This is a genomic window from Actinopolymorpha sp. B11F2, from assembly GCF_040195635.1.
Taxonomy (GTDB): domain Bacteria; phylum Actinomycetota; class Actinomycetes; order Propionibacteriales; family Actinopolymorphaceae; genus Thermasporomyces.
Window position 1 is genome coordinate 221,511 of sequence record NZ_JBEFTX010000012.1, and the last position, 22,107, is coordinate 243,617.

General features: G+C 67.6%; 16 protein-coding genes and 2 pseudogenes. 12 read left to right on the forward strand and 6 right to left on the reverse strand.

What is annotated here, in order from left to right; genetic code table 11:
- Nucleotides 1-76: 76 nt before the first annotated feature.
- Nucleotides 77-2,005 (reverse strand): IlvD/Edd family dehydratase, encoded by a 1,929-nt coding sequence (locus ABN034_RS21950; RefSeq protein WP_502879071.1) that lies wholly within the window; start codon nucleotides 2,003-2,005, stop codon nucleotides 77-79.
- Between the two features lie 387 nt (nucleotides 2,006-2,392).
- On the opposite strand from ABN034_RS21950, the gene ABN034_RS21955 reads away from it, so the two are divergent.
- Both ABN034_RS21955 and ABN034_RS21960 read left to right on the forward strand, forming a co-directional pair.
- Complete coding sequence (locus tag ABN034_RS21955; RefSeq protein WP_349692876.1) at nucleotides 2,393-3,634, forward strand: MFS transporter; 1,242 nt, start codon at nucleotides 2,393-2,395, stop codon at nucleotides 3,632-3,634.
- 187 nt (nucleotides 3,635-3,821) lie between these two features.
- On the forward strand, nucleotides 3,822-4,826 hold the full coding sequence (locus ABN034_RS21960; RefSeq protein WP_349692877.1) for a LacI family DNA-binding transcriptional regulator: 1,005 nt from the start codon (nucleotides 3,822-3,824) through the stop codon (nucleotides 4,824-4,826).
- 637 nt (nucleotides 4,827-5,463) lie between these two features.
- Here the strand turns inward: ABN034_RS21960 and ABN034_RS21965 are convergent.
- From ABN034_RS21965 to ABN034_RS21975, 3 genes are all read right to left on the reverse strand, one after another.
- Nucleotides 5,464-6,348 (reverse strand): carbohydrate ABC transporter permease, encoded by an 885-nt coding sequence (locus tag ABN034_RS21965; protein ID WP_349692878.1) that lies wholly within the window; start codon nucleotides 6,346-6,348, stop codon nucleotides 5,464-5,466.
- 2 nt (nucleotides 6,349-6,350) lie between these two features.
- Nucleotides 6,351-7,301, reverse strand: coding sequence for a carbohydrate ABC transporter permease (locus ABN034_RS21970; RefSeq protein ID WP_349692879.1), 951 nt, complete (start codon nucleotides 7,299-7,301; stop codon nucleotides 6,351-6,353).
- Between the two features lie 96 nt (nucleotides 7,302-7,397).
- Nucleotides 7,398-8,822 carry an extracellular solute-binding protein gene (locus ABN034_RS21975; protein WP_349692880.1) on the reverse strand — a complete coding sequence of 475 codons (1,425 nt, stop codon included), beginning with the start codon at nucleotides 8,820-8,822 and terminating at the stop codon, nucleotides 7,398-7,400.
- 265 nt (nucleotides 8,823-9,087) lie between these two features.
- Here ABN034_RS21975 and arfA point away from each other — a divergent pair, with 265 nt between their 5' ends.
- The 4 genes from arfA (at nucleotide 9,088) to ABN034_RS21995 (ending at nucleotide 13,899) form a co-directional block, all read left to right on the forward strand.
- Nucleotides 9,088-10,605 carry an arabinosylfuranosidase ArfA gene (gene arfA / locus ABN034_RS21980; protein ID WP_349692881.1) on the forward strand — a complete coding sequence of 506 codons (1,518 nt, stop codon included), beginning with the start codon at nucleotides 9,088-9,090 and terminating at the stop codon, nucleotides 10,603-10,605.
- A gap of 21 nt (nucleotides 10,606-10,626) precedes the next feature.
- Nucleotides 10,627-11,682 (forward strand): zinc-dependent alcohol dehydrogenase, encoded by a 1,056-nt coding sequence (locus ABN034_RS21985; RefSeq protein ID WP_349692882.1) that lies wholly within the window; start codon nucleotides 10,627-10,629, stop codon nucleotides 11,680-11,682.
- Nucleotides 11,683-11,729: 47 nt separating this feature from the next.
- Nucleotides 11,730-12,836 (forward strand): arabinan endo-1,5-alpha-L-arabinosidase, encoded by a 1,107-nt coding sequence (locus ABN034_RS21990; RefSeq protein WP_349692883.1) that lies wholly within the window; start codon nucleotides 11,730-11,732, stop codon nucleotides 12,834-12,836.
- 193 nt (nucleotides 12,837-13,029) lie between these two features.
- Entirely contained in the window at nucleotides 13,030-13,899 is an 870-nt protein-coding gene (locus ABN034_RS21995; RefSeq protein WP_349692884.1) for an SMP-30/gluconolactonase/LRE family protein, read from the forward strand.
- 40 nt (nucleotides 13,900-13,939) lie between these two features.
- Here ABN034_RS21995 and add read toward each other — a convergent pair whose 3' ends face one another.
- Nucleotides 13,940-14,917: an adenosine deaminase gene (add, locus tag ABN034_RS22000; protein WP_349692885.1), complete on the reverse strand. Its 978-nt coding sequence runs from the start codon at nucleotides 14,915-14,917 to the stop codon at nucleotides 13,940-13,942.
- A gap of 234 nt (nucleotides 14,918-15,151) precedes the next feature.
- On the opposite strand from add, the gene pyrE reads away from it, so the two are divergent.
- Together pyrE and ABN034_RS34505 are read left to right on the forward strand one after the other, a co-directional pair.
- On the forward strand, nucleotides 15,152-15,655 hold the full coding sequence (pyrE, locus tag ABN034_RS22005; protein WP_349692886.1) for an orotate phosphoribosyltransferase: 504 nt from the start codon (nucleotides 15,152-15,154) through the stop codon (nucleotides 15,653-15,655).
- A gap of 69 nt (nucleotides 15,656-15,724) precedes the next feature.
- A pseudogene (locus ABN034_RS34505) lies at nucleotides 15,725-15,835 on the forward strand (hypothetical protein); the annotation flags it as partial.
- A gap of 105 nt (nucleotides 15,836-15,940) precedes the next feature.
- On the opposite strand, the gene ABN034_RS22010 reads toward ABN034_RS34505, so the two are convergent.
- A complete protein-coding gene (locus ABN034_RS22010; protein ID WP_349331208.1) occupies nucleotides 15,941-16,972 on the reverse strand; it encodes a LacI family DNA-binding transcriptional regulator in 1,032 nt (343 codons plus the stop codon).
- Nucleotides 16,973-17,151: 179 nt separating this feature from the next.
- Here ABN034_RS22010 and ABN034_RS22015 point away from each other — a divergent pair, with 179 nt between their 5' ends.
- The 4 genes and pseudogenes from ABN034_RS22015 to ABN034_RS22030 form a co-directional block, all read left to right on the forward strand.
- The gene (locus tag ABN034_RS22015) at nucleotides 17,152-19,146 is read left to right on the forward strand and encodes a glycoside hydrolase family 127 protein (RefSeq protein ID WP_349692887.1); all 1,995 of its coding nucleotides are present in this window, start codon (nucleotides 17,152-17,154) and stop codon (nucleotides 19,144-19,146) included.
- Nucleotides 19,143-20,540, forward strand: a complete 1,398-nt coding sequence (locus ABN034_RS22020; protein WP_349692888.1) for an extracellular solute-binding protein — start codon at nucleotides 19,143-19,145, stop codon at nucleotides 20,538-20,540. Before ABN034_RS22015 ends, ABN034_RS22020 begins: the two co-directional genes overlap by 4 nt.
- A gap of 3 nt (nucleotides 20,541-20,543) precedes the next feature.
- Nucleotides 20,544-21,923, forward strand: coding sequence for an ABC transporter substrate-binding protein (locus ABN034_RS22025; RefSeq protein ID WP_349692889.1), 1,380 nt, complete (start codon nucleotides 20,544-20,546; stop codon nucleotides 21,921-21,923).
- Nucleotides 21,924-21,926: 3 nt separating this feature from the next.
- Nucleotides 21,927-22,107: pseudogene (locus tag ABN034_RS22030) on the forward strand (sugar ABC transporter permease); the annotation flags it as partial.

Consider the following 22,107-nt stretch of genomic DNA (forward strand, 5'->3'; position numbering starts at 1 on the left):
GGCACCTTGATCCAGGCGGCTGCTGGATCACGGGACCCCTCATGCAAACGCCGAGCTCCCGACGAACACCCGCCGCCTAATGGGACTCGCGCGGGACCGCGTGCCCACGGGAGCCTTGCAGGAAGTCGAAGTCCACTCCCTCGTGGGCCTGAAGCACGTGCTCGGTGTAGAGCCAGGCGTACCCGCTCGTGTACTTCTGCTCGGGCGGGGTCCATTCCGCCCGGCGGCGTTCGAGTTCGGCGTCGGACACGTCGACGGTGAGGGTGCGGGCCGGCACGTCGAGCACGATCCGATCGCCCGTACGCACCAACGCCAACGGTCCGCCGACCGCCGCCTCGGGCGACACGTGCAGCACCACCGTGCCGAATCCCGTCCCGCTCATCCGCCCGTCGCAGATCCGCACCATGTCGGTGACGCCGGCCTTCAGCAGCTTCGTCGGCAGCGGCACGTTGGAGACCTCGGGCATGCCCGGGTAGCCCTTGGGTCCGGAGTAGCGGATCACCAACACGTCCGACGCGTCGACGTCCATGTCCGGATCGTCGGACACGGCGTGGTAGTCCTCGGGTGAGTCGAAGACCAGCGCCCGTCCCTCGTGCTTGAGCAGCCCGGGCGACGCGGCCGACTGCTTGATGACGGCACCGTTCGGCGCGAGGTTGCCGCGCAACACCGCCGTGCCCGTGTTGGGCGGCTGGAACGGTTCGTCCAGCGCGTAGATCACGTCGCGGTTGTAGCACTCCGCGTCGGCGTTGTTCGCGGCGATGCTGCGTCCGGTCACCGTGATCTGGTCGTTCCGCAGCAGCCCACCGTCGGCGAGTTCGCGCAACACCACCGGCAGACCGCCGGCATAGCAGAAGTCCTCCATGAGGTACTTCCCGGACGGCATCAGGTTGACCAGCGTCGGCACCGGTCGCGCGAGGGTGTCGAAGTCGTCAAGGTCGAGCTGTACGCCGAGCCGGCCGGCCAACGCGAGCAGGTGCACGATCGCGTTGGTCGAGCCGCCGATGGCGGCATTGGCGCGGATCGCGTTCTCGAACGCCGGTCTGGTGAGGATCTGGCTCGGCCGCAGCTCCTCGTGCACCATCGAGACGATCCGCTGGCCGGCGCTCTGCGCGACTTCGTAACGGCGGGAGTCGACCGCCGGCCAGGTCGCCGAGCCCGGCAGCTGCATGCCCAGCGCTTCGGCGACACATGCCATCGTCGACGCCGTGCCCATCGTCATGCAGTGGCCGTTGGACCGGGCCATGCATCCCTCGGCGAAGTAGCACTCCTCCTGGGTCATCTTGCCGGTCTTGAGGTCGGCCTCGAACTTCCACACATGCGTACCGGACCCGACGTCCTGGCCCTTGTACTTGCCGTTCAGCATCGGCCCGCCAGTCACCATGATGGCGGGGATGTCGACCGACGAAGCGGCCATCAGCAGGCCCGGAGTGGTCTTGTCACAACCGGAGAGGAGGACGACGCCGTCCATCGGGTTGGCCCGCATCAGCTCCTCCGCCTCCATGGCGAGGAGGTTGCGGTAGAACATCGCGGTCGGCCGCAGCATCGTCTCGCCGAGTGCCATCGCCGGGAACTCCAGCGGGAAGCCGCCGGCCTGCCAGACACCGCGCTTGACGGCTTCGGCGACGCGGTGCAGGTGCGAGTTGCAGGGCGCGAGCTCTGACCAGGTGGTGGCGATCCCGATCACGGGCCGGCCGTCGAACACGTCGGGTCCGAAGCCCTGGTTGCGCATCCACGAACGGTGCGTCATACCGGAACGCCCGGTCGCGCCGAACCACGTCCGGCTCCGGAGGGGCGCCTTCTCCCCTACGGCTCCCTGCGCTGACGCTCCCTGGCCTGGCGTCGACTGGCCTGGCGTCGACTGGCCTGGCGTCGACTGGGTGCGTGCTTCCTGGCCTGATGTCGGCTGCTCTGACATCGCCCGCTCCTTCGAGGCTCGGTCACCGCCAGGCGTGCAGTACGGAACACGCTGGCCTGCTGGGGCGTACTCAGCGGACAGCATAGACATCTGACGTATTCCGCCGGCCGGCCGTGGCATGGTTCGTGGACAGCCCGGCCAGCCGACACGGTGGCGATCATGCAGGGCGAACTGGAACGATCGCCGCGACGCGGGGGCCACTGGAAGGACGCAGGGACCACGCAGGACCACGAAGGGACCACACCGGGACGACGACGCTGGTCAAGCAGCGCCCTTACGTTGCACAAGTCGATGTCCGTGCTGGCTTTTCGTACTCGAGTGATCGCATACTGTGGCAAGGGTCGGGGCACAGCGCGCATTCGGACGACCTGATTCTGCGGGTCCGAGCGCGACGGGAGGGCCGGAAGCGGTCAGGTTCATGACATCAAAAGGGGCGGAGCTGTGCGGACGGGGTTGACGCTTCGAGTGGACCTTCGAGTGGACCCTCGCTTCGTCGGCTACATCCTCGCGCGCGGCCTCAGCTACGTGGGCGACAACGTCTGGCTCATCGCCGTCGGCTGGTCGGCCGCACAACTCGGCGATCCACGGTTGACCGGAATCGTCCTGGCCGCCACGGGCATTCCCCGTGCGGCGTTCATGCTCGTCGGCGGTGTGGTGGCGGACCTCCGGGGGCCACGACGGTTCATGTTGGCGGCTGACGTCCTGGCCGGTCTCACCGCTCTGGTAGGCGCCGGTCTCACCGCCGGTGGCGAGCCTCCCACTGCGTGGCTCCTCATCGCTCTCGGTCTGGCGTTCGGCACGATCGACGCGTTCTACCTGCCGGCCGCCAACAGCTATCTCGCAGCGCTCCTGCCCCACGCGGAACTTCCGCGGGGTGCGGCCGTCCGGCAGTTCACCCGGAGCATCTCCGAGGCGCTCGGACGAGGTGCCGGTGGCATCCTGGTCGCTCTCGGCGGATTCGCGCTGGCTGCGTTCGTCAACGGCGCGACTTTCCTGCTCTGCTTCGCGATTCTGATGTTCGTGCGTCCGCGGTTCACGATCGTACGACCGAAGCGGGACACCGGCGTCAGGCAGGCGCTGACCGACGGGCTGCGTTACGTCGTAGGGCATCCGCTGATCCGCGGGCTGGCCGTCATCACGCTGATCCTCAACATGGTGGCCATTCCGGTCGAGACGATCGGTGTCGTCCTCAAGGCACAGGACGCGGGCTGGGGACCGTCCGGATACGGCCTGGTGGCGGGATTCCTTGCCGGTGGGCTGATCGTGGGTGGCCTGCTCGGCGCGGTCGCGCAGCCGCCGAAACGGGCCGGCTTCGCGTTGGCGCTCTGGATCACCGCCGGACTTCCCGGCTTCGCCGGGCTGATCTTCGCCACCGACGTGTGGACGGTCTGCGCGGCCGCGGCATGGTGGTCGTTCTGCCTCGGACCCTGCAACGCGATTCTCAGTGGCCTGCTGCTGACCGAGACCAGGCCGGATGTTCTCGGCCGGGTCCAGAGCGTCGTGACGGTGGTGTCGAGTGCCATGACGCCGTTGGGGATCGCGGCGTTCGGTGCGTTCGTCGGCGTGGCCGGCCTCGGGCCCGTCGGGGTGGCCTGTTTCGGCTGTGTGGCCGCCACGACCGGATGGATGCTGCTGTCGCCGGCGATCAGTCGGGCGGAGGTCCATGACCACTCTGACGGCCCCGGTCACGCGCCTGCGGCGATGTCCTCATCGGACTGACGACCGACGCCGGCCGGGCTTCACGGCGATCCGGCGGGTAATGAGGACGATTGCCTCGTACGCAGCGTGCTTGCATACTATGCGAGGTCGAATCGCTTCGACCTCTGGTCGGCAGCTTCGTCGGCACCATCCTTGTGTGAGCAACAGCTTGTGGTGAGCAACAGCAGGGGTAGCCATGGTCGGGATCGTGGATGTCGCTCGGCACGCCAAGGTGTCGGCCAGCACGGTGTCCTACGTGCTCAGCGGCAAACGCCCGATCTCTCCGGAGACCCAACGCCGCGTCCACGCGAGCATCCGGGCGCTGGGATACCACCCGCACGCGGGCGCACGGGCCCTTGCCAGCAAGCGCAGCAACGTCCTCGCCCTGGTGGTTCCGCTGCGTACCGGCGTGCACGTTCCGGTCCTCATGCAGTTCGTCACCGCCGTCGTCACCCGGGCCCGCGAGGTCGACCACGACGTACTCCTCCTCACGCAGGACGAGGGTGAGCGCGGCCTGCGCCGCGTCGAGGCGAGTGCGCTCGCTGACGCGATCATCGTGATGGACGTCGAGTTGGACGACGTACGTGTGCCGTTGGTGCGGTCGCTGCGGACTCCCTGCGTACTCATCGGGTTCCCCGCAGACGCCGAAGGACTGACCTGCGTCGACCTCGACTTCGCCGCTGCCGGGCGGGCGTGCGTGGGGCACCTCGCCGACCTCGGGCATCGACGGATGGGTCTCGTGGGGAGCCCGCCGGCGGTCTACGCGCGCGGCACCGGCTTCGCCACCCGGGTCGCCGGCGGGGTGGCGTCGGCGGCAGCCGAGCGCGGCGTCCTCGTGGAGACGCGTGCGTGCGAACCGACCCGGGAGGCGGCGTTCGCGGCGATCGACGAGTTGCTGCAGACGATGCCGGAGCTGACCGGGCTGGTCGTCCACAACGAGTCGGTGATCGAGTCGGTGCTCGCCGCCCTTCGCGAACGCGACCGGCGAGTGCCCGACGACATTTCGGTGGTCGCGATCTGTCCGGACGAGCTGGCCGCGCGCCTCGACCTGTCGTGTGTCGCCCTGCCCGCCGACGACGTGGGCCGCCGCGCGGTCGACCTGGCGATGGCCAAGCTGTCCCAGGGTGTGGTGCCGGCCGCCACGCAGCTCGCGCCACGGCTGACGGCCCGCGCTACGTCCGCGTGCGCGGTCGAGGGTCGGCTGCTGCGGTGATTGACCACGCTGAGCAGGTTTCTTGTCGGCGCGGCCCCGTCGGCCGCTGCGGTGATTGACCACGCTGAGCAGGTTTGGTGTCGGTGTAGCCCGTCGGCGTGGCATCGTGGTTGGGCTGGTCCGGCCAGGGGAAGTTTGGCAGGCTACTTGCCTGGTCGGGTCCGCAACTCGCCTGGTTGGCTGGGTGACTCGCCTGGTTGGCTAGGTCTGTGGACCCTGGGCGAGGTGTTGACGCCGTCTTTGTGTCTCCATGCCTGGTTGACCTGGCCTTGTTCGGGCGGCGTGTTCGGGCGGGCCCGCCGCGTTGACCAGGCCACTATCGCGGCTGTGCCTCACGACCAGCGCATCCACTGGGACAGCCACCACCGTGGACGTCAGCCATCGCGGAGGGCGTTCCCGGTCGGTCAACCCCGGTCGGTCAGGCGGATCGGCCCGCTCGACCAATCCCGATCGGGCCCGCTCGAACAGGCCCGGTCGAACAGGCCCGCTCGACCAGGCCCGATTGAACAGGCCCGCTCGACCAGGCCCGATTGAACAGGCCCGCTCGACCAGGCCCGATTGAACAGGCCCGGTCGACCAGGCCCGATCGAACAGGCCCGATCGAACAGGCCCGGCAGTCCGCCCGACCGGGTGAGAGTCAGCCCTTGAGGCCGGTCCTGGCGATGCCCTCGACAATCCGGCGCTGGAACAGCAGGAACACCACCATGAGCGGCAGCGCACCCAGCACGGCCGACGCCATGATCTGTGCGTACTGGATGCCGTACGAACTGGAGACCGTGGCGAGGCCGACCGGCAACGTCATCAGCGGGGTGCTGGTCAACACGAGCAGCGGCCACAGGAAGTTGTTCCATGACCAGACGAACGTGAAGATCGCGACCGCGGATATCGCCGGACGGGAGAGCGGGATGAAAAGCTGCGCGTAGATGCGGAGCCGGCTGGCACCGTCGACGAGCGCGGCCTCCTCCAGCTCCCGCGGGACACCGTCGAAGAACTGCTTGAAGATGAACACCGCGATGGGAACCGGAATCTGCGGCAGGATGACGGCCCAGTACGTGTCGATCGCGCCGACCGCGGCGAACTCCCGGAACAACGGCACGATCAGGGCCTCGCCCGGGATCATGATGCCGGCCAGGATGAACCAGAACACCACGTTGCTGCCCCGGAAACGCACGCGGGACAAGGCGAAACCGGCCATGCTCCCGACGAGCACCGCCATCGTGGCCACGATGGTCGAGATGATTGCGGAGTTGGCGTACCACTGCAGCAGGTTGCCGGCCCCGATGACCTTCGTGTACGCCTCGATGGTCGGGCTGTCGATCAGCCACGTGACGGGGACCTTCGTGGTTTCGCCCTCGGGCTTGAGCGAGGTGTCGACCGCCCAGAGCAGCGGCACCAACCACAGCAGGGCGAAGGCGATCAGCACCCCGATGCAGACTCCGTTGAAGAGCCGCGCCCGGGTGATGCCTCGCTTCTCCGGCGGTGCGGTGACCCCGCCTCCGGTCGGGGTTGCGACTGCCGTCATCGTCAGACCTCCCTTTCCTGGCGTCGCATGATCGTGAACCACACCAGCGACACGACGAGGATGAGGGCGAACAGCACCATGGATACCGCCGAGGCGTAGCCGACCCGGTAGTCGGTGAAGCCCACGTCGTAGATGTACTGGATCGCCGGGCGGGTACTGAAGTCCGGCCCGCCCGCGGTCATCAGGTAGATCTGGTCGAAGATCTTCAGCGACGCGATGATCTGCAGGACCGCGACCAGGGTGGTCGTACGCCCCAACAGGGGGACCGTGATCCGCGTCATCTGCTGCCATGAGCTGGCGCCGTCGATGCTCGCCGACTCGTAGAGCTCGCGGGGGATGTCCTGGAGCCCCGCCAGATAGAGAACGAAGTTGAACCCGATCGTCCACCAGACGGTCGCGGCCGCGACCGAGATCATCGCCCAGTTCGGGTCACCGAGCCAGACCGGAGGGGCGAACTCGACACCGAACCAGCCCGCCACCGTGGTGAGCCAGCCGCTCAGAGCGCCGATGTCCGGCGTGTAGATCCAGGTCCAGATCAGCGCGATGACGGCAGAGGGAAGGACGTACGGTGCGAAGAACACCAGCCGGAAGAACCACCGCCCACGGACGACCCGGTCGGCGAGGAGAGCAAACGCCAGAGCCAGGATGACCAACGGCGGCGTGGTGAGGATGGTGAACCACACCGTGTGCCAGAGAGACTCCCAGAACTCCGGAGTCTGGAAAGCTTCGGCGTAGTTGGCGAATCCGGCGAAGGTGCTCAGGCCGCCCTTGACGAGACTGGTGTGGAAGAAGCTCATCACCAGGCCGTAGATACTGGGGCCGACCAGGAAGAGCACATAGAGAAGCAGGAACGGCGCAAGGAACCCGAACCCCGCAAGTGCCGGTTTGCGGCGCCCGCCGGACGCCGTGGTCCGTTCGTCCGCGGTCTGGGGAGCGATGGTCGCGGTGCCCACGAGACCTCCTGACCTGGTTGAGAGGCGATTCTTGACGGTGGCTCCGTGACGCGAAATCTGGTGCCGCGGAGCGGACTGCAGAAGCGGGAACGACGATCAGAGCGGGGATGCGGTCCGTGCGAGCTTGCTGACCCCCCTCTTCATCTGCTCGACCGCCGCCTCTGGTGTGGTGCGCCCGACGAGAACGCCGCCGAGCGCCGAGCCGGTGACCGCCTCGAAGTTCGAACCGGACCCGGAGAACCAGGCCGGTGGGTCGTAGACGGCGCTCTCGGCGACGTCGGCGTAGTTGGACTGCGGCTTGATCTCCTGGTACTCCGCACTTTCCTGGACGGGGAGCCACGTGGGGATGTGGCCGCCCTCGCCCCAGGTGATGCCCTGGTCGAGCATGGAACGGATGAAGCCGAAGATGAGGTCGATCCGTTCGCGTTCGAGCGGGTTCTTGTTGGGCATGACGAAGGTGTGCGAGTCGGCCTGCACGGCGTAGCTGTCACCCAACAGGTGGGGGAATCTCGCCATGCTGAACGGAATCTTGGCGTCGATGAAGGTCGAGACCTCCCACTCGCCCTGGAAGAAGAATCCGGAGCGCTGGTTGGCGAAGAGTGCGACGGCACCGCCGTAGTCGATGCTGGTCGGCATGAGCTCCTCCTCGACGGTGACCCGGCGCATCAGGCTCGCGGCCTGGATCGCCTTGTCGTCCTCGAGGATCTCGTCGGGTGCGCTGCCCATGAGCAGCTTGCCGCCGAGTTGGCCGTACAGGCTGAAGAAGAACCGCCACGGCGTGGAGGTGTCGGCGATCGTGGCGACCGCACCACCCCACGTCCCGCTCGCCTCTTTGGCCTTGGCGAGGGCCTCGATGAACGCGTCCTCGCCGTCGACCGAGGTGAGGTTGCCGTCGGTGTCGAGCAGACCCGCCTTCTCGCAGATGTCGGTGTTGTAGAACATCACGAACGGGTGGGTGTCGAGCGGGATGGCGTAGATCTGACCGTCAATCGTCGCGCCCTTGATCGCGGCCTGGACGAACTTCTCCGGCTCCATGCCGTGCCGAGCCAGGTCTTCTGGTGCGAAGGGCTGGAGCAATCCGGCACTGACGAGGGTCGGAACCCTTGTCAGGTGGGAGATCGCGACGTCCGGTGGCTGCGCGCCGAGGGTGGCGAGGGAGAGCTTGGTGTAGTACGGATTCCCCCACGTGAGGGTGACGGCTTCCAGGTCGACGTCCGGATTCGCCTTCTGGTAGACGCCCTCCATGTCCTTCATGCGTACGCCGTCGCCGCCGCCGAGGAGGTTCCAGTAGGTGAGGACGTTCGCACCCGGCGGGGCGCCGGCGAAGCCTGACCGCACGCTGCCGCAGCTGGTGAGGCCGCCGGCCATGGCACCAGCGGCGAGCACGCCGGCAGAACGCAGCAGTGCGCGCCGGCTGTGCTGGCGGCCCAGGGCTGGCTGCCCCGTAGACAGGGGGTTGCGCGACGACAGGGTGTGCCCGGTAGAGCCGCCGGGCGGGCGACCAGCAGCCGAGGCTGACACCGACCCACCTCCATCCGATCGACCGACGTCTTGACGAAGCTGCGCCATCTGCCGCCGGTGGTCGACGAGCGGACGGTGCTCGATCCCCCGAGGTTTCTCGGCGCCCGATCCTAGGACGCCGGGCCGGCACAGCGGAACCATCCTGAATGTCGAGAATGTTCGATATGCCGAACAATGTGCGTGATATCGACGCTCAGGCTACGATCGCGTGTCGTTGACGTCAACGCAATCCCTCGGCCGAAACTCCCGGCGTGGAAGGAAGAACGTGAAGCAGGCCACCCTCTCCCTTGATCCGGCGTTCGCGATCGGTCCGATCGACCCGCGCGTGCGCGGCTCTTTCGTCGAGCACCTCGGCCGCTGCGTCTACGGCGGCATCTACGAGCCGGACCACCCGGACGCCGACCCGGACGGCTTTCGTACCGACGTCCTCGATCTCACCCGCGAGCTCGGTGTGACCACGGTCCGTTATCCGGGCGGCAATTTCGTGTCCGGCTATACCTGGGAGGACGCGATCGGGCCGAAGGACAAGCGTCCGCGCCGGCTCGACCTCGCGTGGAAGACGATCGAGACCAACGCGGTCGGCGTCGACGAGTTCGCCGCCTGGTGCCGCAAGGCCGGCGTCGAGCCGATGATGGCGGTCAACCTCGGCACGCGGGGCGTCGACGCGGCCACGGCGTTGGTGGAGTACTGCAACCATCCGAGCGGGAGCTACTGGTCTGACCTGCGCGTGTCGCACGGCGCGAAGGACCCGCACAACATCAAGGTCTGGTGCCTAGGCAACGAGATGGACGGCCCGTGGCAGATCGCGCACAAGAACGCCCGCGACTACGGCATCCTCGCCCAGCAGACCGCGCACGCCATGCGGCTCGTCGACCCCGACCTCGAGCTGGTCGCCTGCGGAAGCTCCAGCCGGCGGATGCCGACCTTCGGTTCGTGGGAGGCGGAGGTCCTGGAGCACACCTACGGCGTCGTCGACTACGTCTCGCTCCACTCCTACTACCGCCCGAAGGACGGCGACTTCGCGAGCTTCCTCGCCTCCGGTGTCGACATGGACGCGATGATCGAGTCGGTGATCGCCACCTGCGACTACGTCAAGGCGAAGGTGCGGAGCAAGAAGACGATCAATCTTTCGTACGACGAATGGAACGTGTGGTACCACGAGCGTGGTGACGAACGGGAGTGGGTGGAGGCGCCCGCGCTCTACCAGGACGAGTACTCCCTCGCCGATGCGGTCGTCGTCGGATCGCTCCTCAACAGCCTCCTCCGCCGCGCCGACCGGGTGTCGATGGCGTGTTTCGCCCAGCTGGTCAACGTGATCGCCCCGATCACGACCGAGAACGGCGGCCCGGCGTGGCGCCAGTCGACGTTCTATCCGATGAAGTACGCCTTCTCCTACGGCGTCGGGCACACGCTGCGGGTGGAGCCCTCCGGGCCGGTGGTGGAGACGGCGGAGTACGGTGCCGTGCCGCAGCTCGACTGCACGGCCACGCTGGACGGCGAGACCGGCGACGTGGCGATCTTCGCTGTCAACCGTTCCTTGACCGAGCCGTTGGGCGTGGTGGCCGACGTGCGGGCGTTGGGGAGCGGTTCTGCGGATTCCGGCGTACGCCCGGTCGCGCACGTGGCGCTGCACGGACCTGATCGGGACGCGACCAACACCCGCGACAACGCACGGGTCGTCCCGCAGGAACTGCCGGTGCCGGTGGTCGACGGTGGCGAGCTGCGGGTGGAGCTACCACCGATGTCATGGAACATGATCCGGCTGTCGACGCCAGCGGCGTGACAGCGGCGGGAGGCTTCCGGGATGGGCACGATTCCAGAGCACAGTCCGTCGGTCATCGTCCGTGGGGCCGATGACTTCGCGATCGTCGACCTGCCGGTCGTACGGCCTGGCCCGGGTGAGGTCCTGGTCCAGGTCGGGGCGGCGGGGATCTGCGGCAGTGACGTGGAGCTGTTCGAGGGCACCCGTCCAGCCGCGTACGTGCGGTATCCCGTCGTACCCGGCCACGAATGGGCGGGCACGGTGGTCGCGATCGGCGACGACGCCGCGAGCGGCGGGACGGCCGCTGCCGGCGGTCTGGCGGTCGGAGACCGCGTGGTGGCGCAGGGTTTTCGCAACTGCGGCCGTTGTCCTCGCTGCCGGGAGGGTGCGACGAACCTGTGCGAGGCGGGGTACGCCGAAACGGGGTTCACCCACCCTGGAGCGTTCGGTGGCTACGTGACCGTGCCGGCGCGGCTCGTGCACCGGCTGCGTGCCGATGCCGACCTCGAGGCGGCCGCACTGTTGGAGCCGTCGGCGTGTGTCGTGGAAGGGATCCGGGCCGCCGCCCCGGCGGTGGGCGCGCGGGTTGCTGTGGTGGGCACTGGAACGCTCAGTCTGGTGGCGTGCCAGATTCTCTCCGCCTACAGCCCGGCCGAACTGGTTCTCATCGGCGACAGCCCGGGCGGGCGTGAGCTCGGGACGCGGTGGGGAGCGACGCGGTGCGTGAGCGGCACCGAGGCGGCTGCGCCGGGGTGGTCATGTGAGGCCGACGTGGTCTTCGAGGCCGGTACGCGGACGACCTCGGCGCGGGTCGCGCTGGCCGCCGCACGTCGTGGCGGAACCGTTGTCCTGGAAGGGATTCCGGCCGGTCCGGCCGAGGGCGACCTGGCGGAGATCGCGCTCAAGCACCTCACCGTCCAGGGAGTCTTCGGTGCGTCGGCGGCGGCGTGGGAACACGTCGTCACGATGTTCAACGCGGGACTGCTGGACCTCGCTCCACTGATCAGTCATCGTTACGCCGTGACGGACGTGGGGTCGGCGATCGCGACCCTGCGGGACCGTCCGGCCGATCTTCGCAAGGTGTTGCTGGTGCCCTGACAGTTGTTCTGGCTTGCATCCTCGCTGTTGCGCGACAGGAGAGGCGCATGACACGAATCATGGCGGTTGTCATCACGGCGATGCTCGTCGCAGTCATTCCACAGGCCTCGACATCGGCCCAGCCAGGGGAGTCCGGGGACCGACCCGGGCCAGACGGTGACCCGGAAACCGTGAGCGGAGCCGGTGCCGTCGTGCCACCTGACGAGTTGACCGGTGACCTGCGTACGCACGATCCCGCGTTGGTACGGGAGTCCGACGGGGGAAAGTCCGGCACCTCGACCGCCCGTGATGGGGACTGGTACGTCTTCTCCACCGGCGATCCGCAGGTGTCCTCGGGCACCGTCCAGATCCGCCGGTCCAGCGATCTCGCGTCGTGGGAGTTCGTCGGAACCGTGTTCGACGACATTCCCGCGTGGGTGCGCGAGGAGGTGCCGGGTGTCTCGAACATCTGGGCGCCCGACGTCTATCGCCATGATGGCGTCTACTACCTCTACTACTCGGGTTCGACGTTCGGCTCGAACCGCTCGGTGATCGGACTCGCCACCAACACCACGCTCGACCCTCGCGATCCTGACTACGAATGGGTCGACCAGGGACTGGTGACGCGGTCGGTCCCCGACGACGACTACAACGCCATCGATCCCGGCATCGTGGAGGGCGACGACGGCACGCCGTGGTTGGCGTTCGGGTCGTTCTGGAGCGGGATCCGGATGGTGCGGCTCTCGTGGCCGGACGGCAAACCCGTTGCTGGACAGGGTGAACCGCTGCGGCTCGCGGACCGGCACGTGCCGCCGAACGCGATCGAGGCTCCGTACATCGTGAAGCGCGATGGGTGGTACTACCTCTTCGTGTCGATCGACTTCTGTTGTCGTGGTGTGGAGAGTACGTACAAGATCGCGGTCGGCCGGTCGCGCGAGGTCACCGGGCCCTATCACGACAAGCTCGGGACGCCGCTCGCCCACGGTGGTGGCACGGTGCTGCTGTCGGAGAAGGGCACGATGTTCGGGCCCGGTGGCCAGTCGGTGTTCGACGGGATCCTGGCGCACCACTACTACGACGGGACCGCCGACGGCGACTTCCGTCTCGGGCTCCGCCGGATCGTGTGGGGCGCGGACGGCTGGCCGCGTCTCCACGGGCCGGGCACGACCCGGTAGGGCGGTCGTACCCTCTGGGTCTGTTGCGCACCTCCTCAGACTTTCGCCGGCCGCCGGTCGATCTGGCCGGCGGCGGTTCGTGTAGAGGGTGAGAGGGCCCGGATCGGCCAGGGCGGGCAAGCCAGTCGATCCGGGCAAAAACCCGAGGAGGAGGCCCTCATGTCTGCGCCCCCACGTCCTGCTGACCGATCTCGTGGTCGGGGAGTCACCGCGATGGCACGAGGACCGGCTGTGGTTCTGCCACTGGGGCCCGGACGAAGTAGTCGCGGTCGATCTCGACGGCACCAGTGAGGTGGTCACGCGCGGCAAGGAGCCCGGAGCGCACACCATCGAATGGCTGCCCGACGGGCGCCAGTTGATCGCGCCGAAGAGGCCGTCATCCTCGCGTCGTCTCCTGCGCAGGGAGGCCGACGGATCACTGGTGCCACACGCCGACCTGAGCGATCTGCCCAGTCATCTCAACGAGATCGTCGTCGATGGTCGCGGAAACACCTACGTCAACGGTCTCGGCTTCGACTTCATGGCGTTCCTGGAGAACGTCAAGAATGACGATCCAGAGGCGCAGCAGGTTCCGTGGCGCGAGCGGTCGGACTTCAGACCCGGATTCATCGCGTTGGTGACCGCCGACGGCAAGGTCTGCCAGGTGGCCGGCGGCATGGAGTTCCCCAACGGCATGGTCGTCACGCCCGACAACTCCACGCTGATCGTCTCCGAGTCCTTCGCCGGCAGGCTCACCGCGTTCGACATCGCCGCCGACGGCAGCCTCTCCAACCGGCGGATCTGGGCCGAGAACATCGGGCCGGACGGCATCTGCATCGACGCCGAAGGCGCAGTATGGGCTCAGTCGGGCGGCAACGCCTGCGTACGGATCCACGAGGGAGGTGAGGAACTGGACCGGGTGGAACTTGACCGGGCTCCCTTCGCCTGCATGCTTGGCGGCCCCGACCGCCGGACGCTGTTCATCATGGCGGCGGAGTGGAATCCGGAAGCCCCTTTCGGCGGCCCTCGAACCGGTCAGGTGCTGACCGTGCCCGCGCCCGCAGCAGGGGTCGGCTGGCCATAGAACCTCACCAGGCAAGGCCTGGGTCACCAGATTCGTCCGGTCAGATGATCGTGGCGATGCGGGCCTTCACCTCGGGCGTGGCGAACGCGGCGTCGAGCGCGTTGCGGTTGACCTGCGCGAAATCGCCCGACGTCCAGTCGAACGTCGCCGCCAACCGTTCGTACTCCTGCCTCAGTCGGACGTCGGTGACGGCGCGGGTGTCGGTGCTGATGCCCACCCGCACGCCCGCCCGACGCAGGCGATCCACCGGATGGCTTTCGTACGACTCCACCGCACTCGTCTGCACGTTGCAGGTCGGGCACATCTCGAGGTGGACGCCCGACTCGGCCAGCCGCGCGACCAGCTCAGGATCCTCGACGCTGCGTACGCCATGACCGATCCGCGTCGTCCCCGTCACGTCCAGCGCCTCGTGCACACTCTCAGGTCCACCGGCCTCGCCCGCATGGACCGTGATGCCGAGCCCAGCCTCGCGGACGAAGTCGAACGCCGGCACGTGGACCTTGAGTGGGTACGCTATCTCGTCGCCGGCGATGTCCATCCCGGCCACCGGTCCTGACTTCGCGTGCCGCTCGACCAGCCGCGCCGTTTCGATGCTCTGCTCGGCGCTGTAGTCGCGCAGCGTGCAGAGGATCAAGGTCGCCTCGACACCTGTCGCCGCTATCTGGCGTACGGTCTCTTCGCTCACGCAGGCCACCACCTCGTCGGCCGACATGGCTCCGCTTTCGGTGTGGATCAGCGGCGCGAACCGCAACTCCGCGTAGACGATCCCGTCCGCGGCCATCTGCGCGAACACGTCCGCGACCGCGATCCGCAGCGCGCGTTCGGACTGCAGGAGCCTCCGGTAGTTCATCGTGTACGCCAGATAGTCCGCCAGCGACGGGCACCTGGGCGGAGCGACGAAGTTCCGGTCGTAGTGCTCCCGCGTGATCGAGGGCTCGATCCGGTGCGCCGCCTCGAAGCTCAGGCAGCAGTCGAGGTGGCTGTGCAGCTCGATCTTGGGTGCCGCGGCCAGATCCATCGCGTTGGTCGTCCCTTCGATTCCTGGGCCCGGCCGGCCCTTCGGCTCGGCGGCGTGTCGGCTCGGCGGTGTGTCGGCTCGGCGGTGTGTCGGCTGCGGCCACTGCCGAGCTATTTCATCAAGCCGGCCGGGTGGTGTGCACGAGGTTATTCGCGCGACAACTCGCGCGAATGCGGGACCTCTCGGCCCGACCTGGCGTACGCCCCTTGGATCGACCTGCGCCATGCTGGGTTCATGACCCTCCGCGAGCTCGCGCGCGACGTCGAAGCGCGCTGTCGGCTGACCGGGAGCTTCGTCCTGCGTTCGGGGAGGGTCTCGGACGTGTACTTCGACAAGTACCAGTTCGAGGCCGACCCACGGTTGCTGGACCGACTCGCCGAGAATCTGGTCGCGCTGGTGCCGCCCGATACACAGGTCCTCGCCGGGCTGGAGATGGGCGGGATCGCCGTCGTCACGGCGCTGGGCCGCCACACCGGTCTGCCGTGTGCGTTCGTACGGAAAGAACCGAAGACGTACGGCACCCGCCGGCTCGCGGAAGGTGCCGACCTGGCTGGCCGGCGCGTCCTCGTCGTCGAGGACGTCGTCACGTCAGGCGGTCAGGTAGCGATCTCCACCCGGCAGCTCCGCGAACTCGGCGCCCACATCGCGCACGCGCTCTGCGTGATCGACCGCCAGGAGGGCGGGACCGAGGCATTGGCCGCCGAGGGGATCCGGTTGCACGCCCTGCTGCGCATGTGACCACGCTGAGCGGGCGCGAGAACACTGTGGCGTGAGAGGCCCGGCGAGAGGGTCCTCGCGACCGCCTACGTGACGGGCTACTCCGTCCACGACAACTCCCCGCCCGGTTCGGCCCGGATCGCCTATCCGAACGAACGTCACGAGGTCGCGGCGGGGGTCGGCAGCTACGACGCCCCGATCACCGTCGCCGTCGGCTGGCATCGGGAAGATGATGAGCGGAGGAGGCGAGCGGCGGCTGGACGTCAGCCGCGGGCGTCGCGGCGTGGGGCGGAGCTCGGGTCGGGCTCAGGTGCGTACGGGCCCGGTCGACTCGCGGGGGACGAGCTGGCAGGGGATCGACTCGACTCCCCCGCTCGGTGCCGCACCGCCGATTGCCGCGAGAAGGTGCTCAGCCGCGACCCGGCCGACTTCCCCGAGGCTCATGTCGATGGACGTGAGCGGCGGCCGGCAGGCCTTCGCCATCGCCTCCCAGTTGTCGAAACCGATGAGGGCGACGTCGTCGGGGATCCGTCGCCCCCGCTCGCGCAGCGTCTCCGCCGCCCCGCGGGCGATCTGGTCGCTCCCGCAGAAGATCGCGTCGACCTCGGGGTCGCTGCGCAGCAGGATGTCGGCACCTTGCCGCCCCCACTCCTCGCTCCACTCGCCGTAGAGCGCCTCGCCACCGGCGAGCTTCAGCCCGGCGTCGTCGAGGACCTTCGTCATCCCAGCCACCCGTTGCCGCGCGGCGAGGAAGCGCTGTGGTCCGGCGACGTGGCCGATGCGGGTACGACCGAGGGCGAGCAGGTGCCGGGTCGCGGTCTGGCCGCCGCCGAAGTCGTCCGGGATCACCGAGAAATCGGCAGGATCGGTCGACTGGGTCATCGCGTAGACGACCGGCACGGGCAGGTCCGTCCCCACACTCGGGCGCGGCTCGACCCGGCGGCCGGTGACGAGGATGCCGTCCACCCGGCGGGCGAGAAGCATCTGGATGTGGTGGCGTTCCCGGATCGGGTCGTCGCGGGTGTCGCACATGAAGACCGAGATCTGGCCAGCGCCGAGCGCGTCCTCGGTGCCGAGCATCACCGGGATGCAGAACCGTCCGAAACTGTCGGAGGTGACCAGGCCCACCGTGAACGTACGCCCACTGAGCAGGCCGCGGGCGAGCGCGTTGGGCCGGAACCCGAGCTGGCGTGCCGCCGCGGCGACCCGCTCGCGGGTCTCGGGGCGCAGCGTGCCGCGTCCGTTGAGCGCCTTGGACGCCGTGCCGATGGAGACGCCGGCCGCCGCCGCGACGTCACGGATGGTCGCGACACGCCCCGGCTGAGACGCTTCCGACAACCCTTTTCCTTCCTCTGCCGGACGAACACCGCTCTCAGCATAGACGCTGTTTCAGCACGCTCAGCGGGGATTACCTACGCGTGAACTGACCTAAAGCTGACGCCAGCCTTGACGCTGCCAGTGCCGGATCCCAAACTTTCGGAAATCCTATTCCTTCCGTTGCCGTACGAAGGAGTCCGATGGGCAGCGCACGTCCGACCCCGTCCGAACAAGCGTGTGGGCCCGCCGTGCCCACGCCGAGCGGACGGGCGGTCCATCGGCCGCTCGGCATCCGCGACGTCGCCCTCACCGGTGGACCGCTGGGCCGGTGGCAGCAGGTCAACCGCGACGCCAGCATCCCGCTCGGCATCAAGCAGCTGGGCGAAGCCGGAAACCTCGACAACCTTCGCCTCGCCGCTCAGTCGGTGGCCGGCGAACTGGGCGAGGACGCGGCCGCCGCCTTTCGGGGCCCCCGATTCTCCGACTCCGATGTCTACAAGCAGCTCGAGGCGGTGGCGTGGGAGGCCGGGCGGGCGCCTGACGACGACCTGATGGACTTCGTACGCCAGGCAGGCGAACTGCTCCTTGCCGCCCAGCGCGCCGACGGTTATCTCAACTCCTACTACCAGGTCGTCGCGCCGGAGAAGGAGTACGCAGAACTCGCGCACAGCCACGAGATGTACTGCGCCGGCCACCTCATCCAGGCCGCGGTCGCGATCGCCCGCGTCGGTGGCGGCGAACAGGTGCGCACAGTGGCCACCCGGTTCGCCGACCATCTCGTCAAGGTCTTCCTGCACGACGGAAATCCCGGTATCGACGGGCATCCGGAGATCGAGACGGCTCTGGTCGAGCTCTACCGCGTCACCGGCGAGCGCAGCTATCTCACGCTCGCGGAGAAGCTTGTCAACGAACGCGGCAAGGGCCTGATCTCCGGCCGGGGGAGGCGCTATCTCCAGGACCACCTGCCCGTGCGGGAGGCCGACACCCACGTGGGCCACGCCGTCCGCGCGTTGTACCTCGAGGCCGGCATCGTCGATGTCTACCTCGAGACCGGTGACGAGTCGCTGCTCGAATGTTCCGTACGCCGGTGGAATGACATGGTGGCGGCGAAGACGTACCTCACCGGAGGCGTCGGCTCTCGGCACGCGCAGGAGGCGTTCGGTGACAGGTACGAGTTGCCGCCGGACCGTGCGTACACCGAGACGTGTGCGGCGATCGCGAGCATCCACTGGAGCTGGCGGCTGCTGCTCGCCACGGGTGAGGGCAGGTACGCCGACCTGATCGAACGCACGCTCTACAACGGTTTCGCGGCGTCGACGTCGACCGACGGCACGCGGTTCTTCTACGTCAACCCGTTGCAGCGTCGCCACGACCACTTCGAGGGTGACGATCCCGGCCGGCGGAACGAGTGGTTCTCGTGCGCCTGTTGCCCGCCCAACATCATGCGTCTGGTCGCGACGCTCGGCCACTATGTCGCGAGTGTCAGTGAGCCCGCGGACGGGTTGTTCGTCCACCAGTTCGTTCCCGGTACGATCCGCGCCGAGCTTCCGTCCGGCGCGGTCGGCGTGTCCGTCGCCACCGACTTCCCGTGGGCGGGCACGGTGTCGTTCACCATCGACCAGGCACCGGGATCGGAATGGACGTTGGCCGTTCGTGCGCCCGTGTGGAGCACGGCCGTCAGCATCGCGGTCGACGGCCAGCCGATGGACGTCGCCCCGGACGAGAGTGGATACCTACGCCTGCGCCGTGCCTGGAAGCCAGGCGAGCAGGTGACGCTCGAGCTGGACATGACGCCCCGTATCGTCTACCCGCACCATCGGATGGACGCGGTCCGCGGTACGGCGGCTGTCGAACGTGGCCCGCTCGTCTACTGCGTCGAGCAGGCCGACCAGTCGGCAGGGGCCGACGTGGACGACCTCGCCCTGGTGCCAGGTACGGAACCTCGGGTGGTCGACGTCGACGATCTCGCCGGCGTCGGACGTACGGTCACGCTGCACCTGGATGCTGTCGTCGTCTCCCCACCCGGTAACGGTTCTCCGGGCTCCGCCACACCGCCCTACTCCACGACACCACCGGAGGAGCAGGTCACCACGACCCCCACCACCGCGGTCGCCATCCCGTACTTCCAGTGGGACAACCGGGACGGCGCCGCGATGCGCGTCTGGTTGCCTGTCGCACATCGGAGCTCACCATGACAGCTGGACGGTTGCGTACGTCGAACATGAGCCGGCGGGACATGCTCAGGCTGAGCGGTCTGGGGGCCCTTGGCGCCGCGGCGCCCGCCGCCCTCGCATCGTGTGGTGGTGGCTCGGGAGGCGATGGTGCCGAGCTGCAGTTCATGTACTGGGGATCGACCTTCGAGCAGAAGGCCATGAACGCCATGCTGGCGGAGTACAAGGAGCACTCCAACGGCGGCGAGGTCCAGCCGCTCTACACACCCGGTACCGATTACACCACCAAGCTCAACACCCTGGTCGCCAGCAAGAGAGCACCCGACCTCGCCTATCTTGGCGGAGGCGTGCTCTATCGCCTGGCTGAGCAGGGCAAGCTCATCAACCTCTACCCCTATCTCAAGAAGTACCCCGAGCTGGGAGAGCGTCTTCCCTACACCTATTACTGGTACGGCAGGAACAAGTTGGCAGCCACCCAAACCGCCAACGAAGTCATGCTGTTGTGGTACAACAAGCAGGCGTTCGACGATGCTGGCATCGACTATCCGCCAGCCGAGGCGGACAAGGCGTGGACCTGGGACGAGCTGGTCGAGGCTGCCACCAAACTCACCATCGACCAGGACGGCAGGCATCCCGACGAGCCTGGCTTCGACTCCAAGGCCATTCGCCAGTTCGGCATCGCCTCCAACTGGAACAACTTCGGCTGGTATCCGCTCGTACGCAGCAACGGCGGCGAAGCGGTCGACGACAGCGGCACGGACTTCGTGCTCAACGGAGCCGAAGGAGTTCAGGTCTTCCAGGACCTCCAGGACCTGACGTTCAAGCACAGAGTCGCACCGACGCCGGCGCAACTGGCCACCGGTGGTGCGGGCGTACCGACGACACCACGCCTGCTGCAGACCCGACGGGTGGCCATGGCCATGGATGGCCAGTGGCTGCTGCTGGACATGGCGCAGAGCAACCTCGACTACGGCATCGGGGTCCTGCCGAAATATCAAGAGGCACTCACCGTTGGATTCGCGGCCGGGACGGTTGCCTTCACTGGTAAGGGTCACGATGACGAGACCGTCGAGCTCTACATGTTCCACAACGACCCGCGCTATGTGGACCTCTACAAGGACGGCCTGTGGATGCCGCTCGAGGAGAAGTTCTACTCCGACCAGGCCGCGATCGAATCCTGGACGAAGAACGACGCGCACCCTCCGGAGTTTCGTACCGCCGTCGTCGACTACACCCTGAACAACTCCGTCCGGCAGTACGACCAGAGCCTGAAGAACACCGACAACATCGCCGAGGTCATGACGCCCGCTCTCCAGCAGATCCAGAACGGCAAGCGTCCGGCCAAGGAGGTACTCGATGAGCTCAAACCAAAGGTCGACAAGCTTCTCCAAGGCTACTACCCCACACAGGAGCTGTAGGTCATGACGACATGGAGCCGACGAGACGTCCTGCGGCTCGGCAGTGCCGCTGCGGGCGTCGCGGCATCGGGCGCGGCGGCCTCAGTGCTCGCCGGCTGCAACTCTGGTGGCGGTGCCGGCGGCGATGCCGAGCTGCAGTTCATGTACTGGGGTTCGTCGTACGAACAGAAGGCCATCAACGCGATGCTGGGGCAGTTCGAAGCCGAGCACGAGGGAGTGTCGGCGAAGCCGCTCTACACACCTCAGGAGTACGACACCAAGGTCAACACGTTGGTCGCGAGCAACCGCGCGCCCGACGTGGCGTACATGGGCGGGGCGATCGGCTATCGCCTTGCCGAGCAGGGCAAACTGGTCAACCTCTACACCTACTTCGACAAGTATCCCGCTCTCGCCGACCGGTTGCCCGGCACCTACTTCTGGTACGGCAAGGACAAGACGTTCGGCACGCAGACCGCCAACGAGGTCATGCTGTTGTGGTACAACAAGGACGTGCTGGCCGACGCCGGCGTGGACACGCCACCGGCCGACGCGGCGGACGCCTGGTCCTGGGACACCTTCGTCGAGACGGCGACCCGGCTGACCCTGGACCAGGACGGCAGGCGCCCCGACCAGTCCGGCTTCGACCCGAAACGGATCCGCCAGTTCGGGGTCTCGACAAGCATCCAGTACCCGCCGGCGTGGGAGGGTTTCCTGCGCAGCAACGGCACCGCCTTCGTCGACGAGGCGGGCCGGAAGTGCCTGCTGGACACGCCGCCGGCGATCGAGGTCTTCCAGAACCTGCAGGATCTGATGTACGAGCATCGCGTCGCTCCGACGCCGGTGCAACTGGGCAACAACGCACCGGCGACCAACGTGCAGCTCCAGACGAAGCGGATCGCGATGGCGATCGACGGCCAGTGGATCCTGCTCGACATGGCACAGAGCAAGCTCGACTTCGGCATCGGCGTCCTCCCGAGTTATCAGGAGCCCACGACGATCCAGCTCGGCGGCGCCTCGGTGGTCTTCACCGGCAGCAAGCATCCAGAAGAGGCGATCGAGCTTTACCTGTTCCACAATGACCCGCAGTACGTCGACCTGTTCACCGACGGGTTGTGGATGCCACTGGAGAAGAAGTACTACACCGAGCCCGAGGCGATCGACTCCTGGGTAGACAACGACGTCCACCCGCCGGAGTACAAGTCCGCCGTTGTCGACTACACCCTCAACCACGCGAGCACGGTCTTCACGCAGCGGTTGAAGAACATGGACAACATCTCCGAGGTACTCACACCGGCCCTGCAACAGATCGAGGGTGGAAAGCAGTCCGCCAAGGAGGTCCTGACGGCGGTCACGCCGAAGATCGACGGGCTTCTCCAGGGCTGGTATCCCACGCAGGAGGTCTAGGACGTGCCAAGGCAGCGCTCGTCGGGACGGCGTTTGTCGGGACAGGGGCGGCTGGAGCGCCGTTGGGGAGTCATCCTGGCGATGCCGGCGATTCTCGGGTTCGTCATCTTCACGATCGGGCCGATGGTCGCGTCGTTCTTCTTCAGTCTCACTGACTGGACGATCGGTGGGAGTCCGTCGTTCA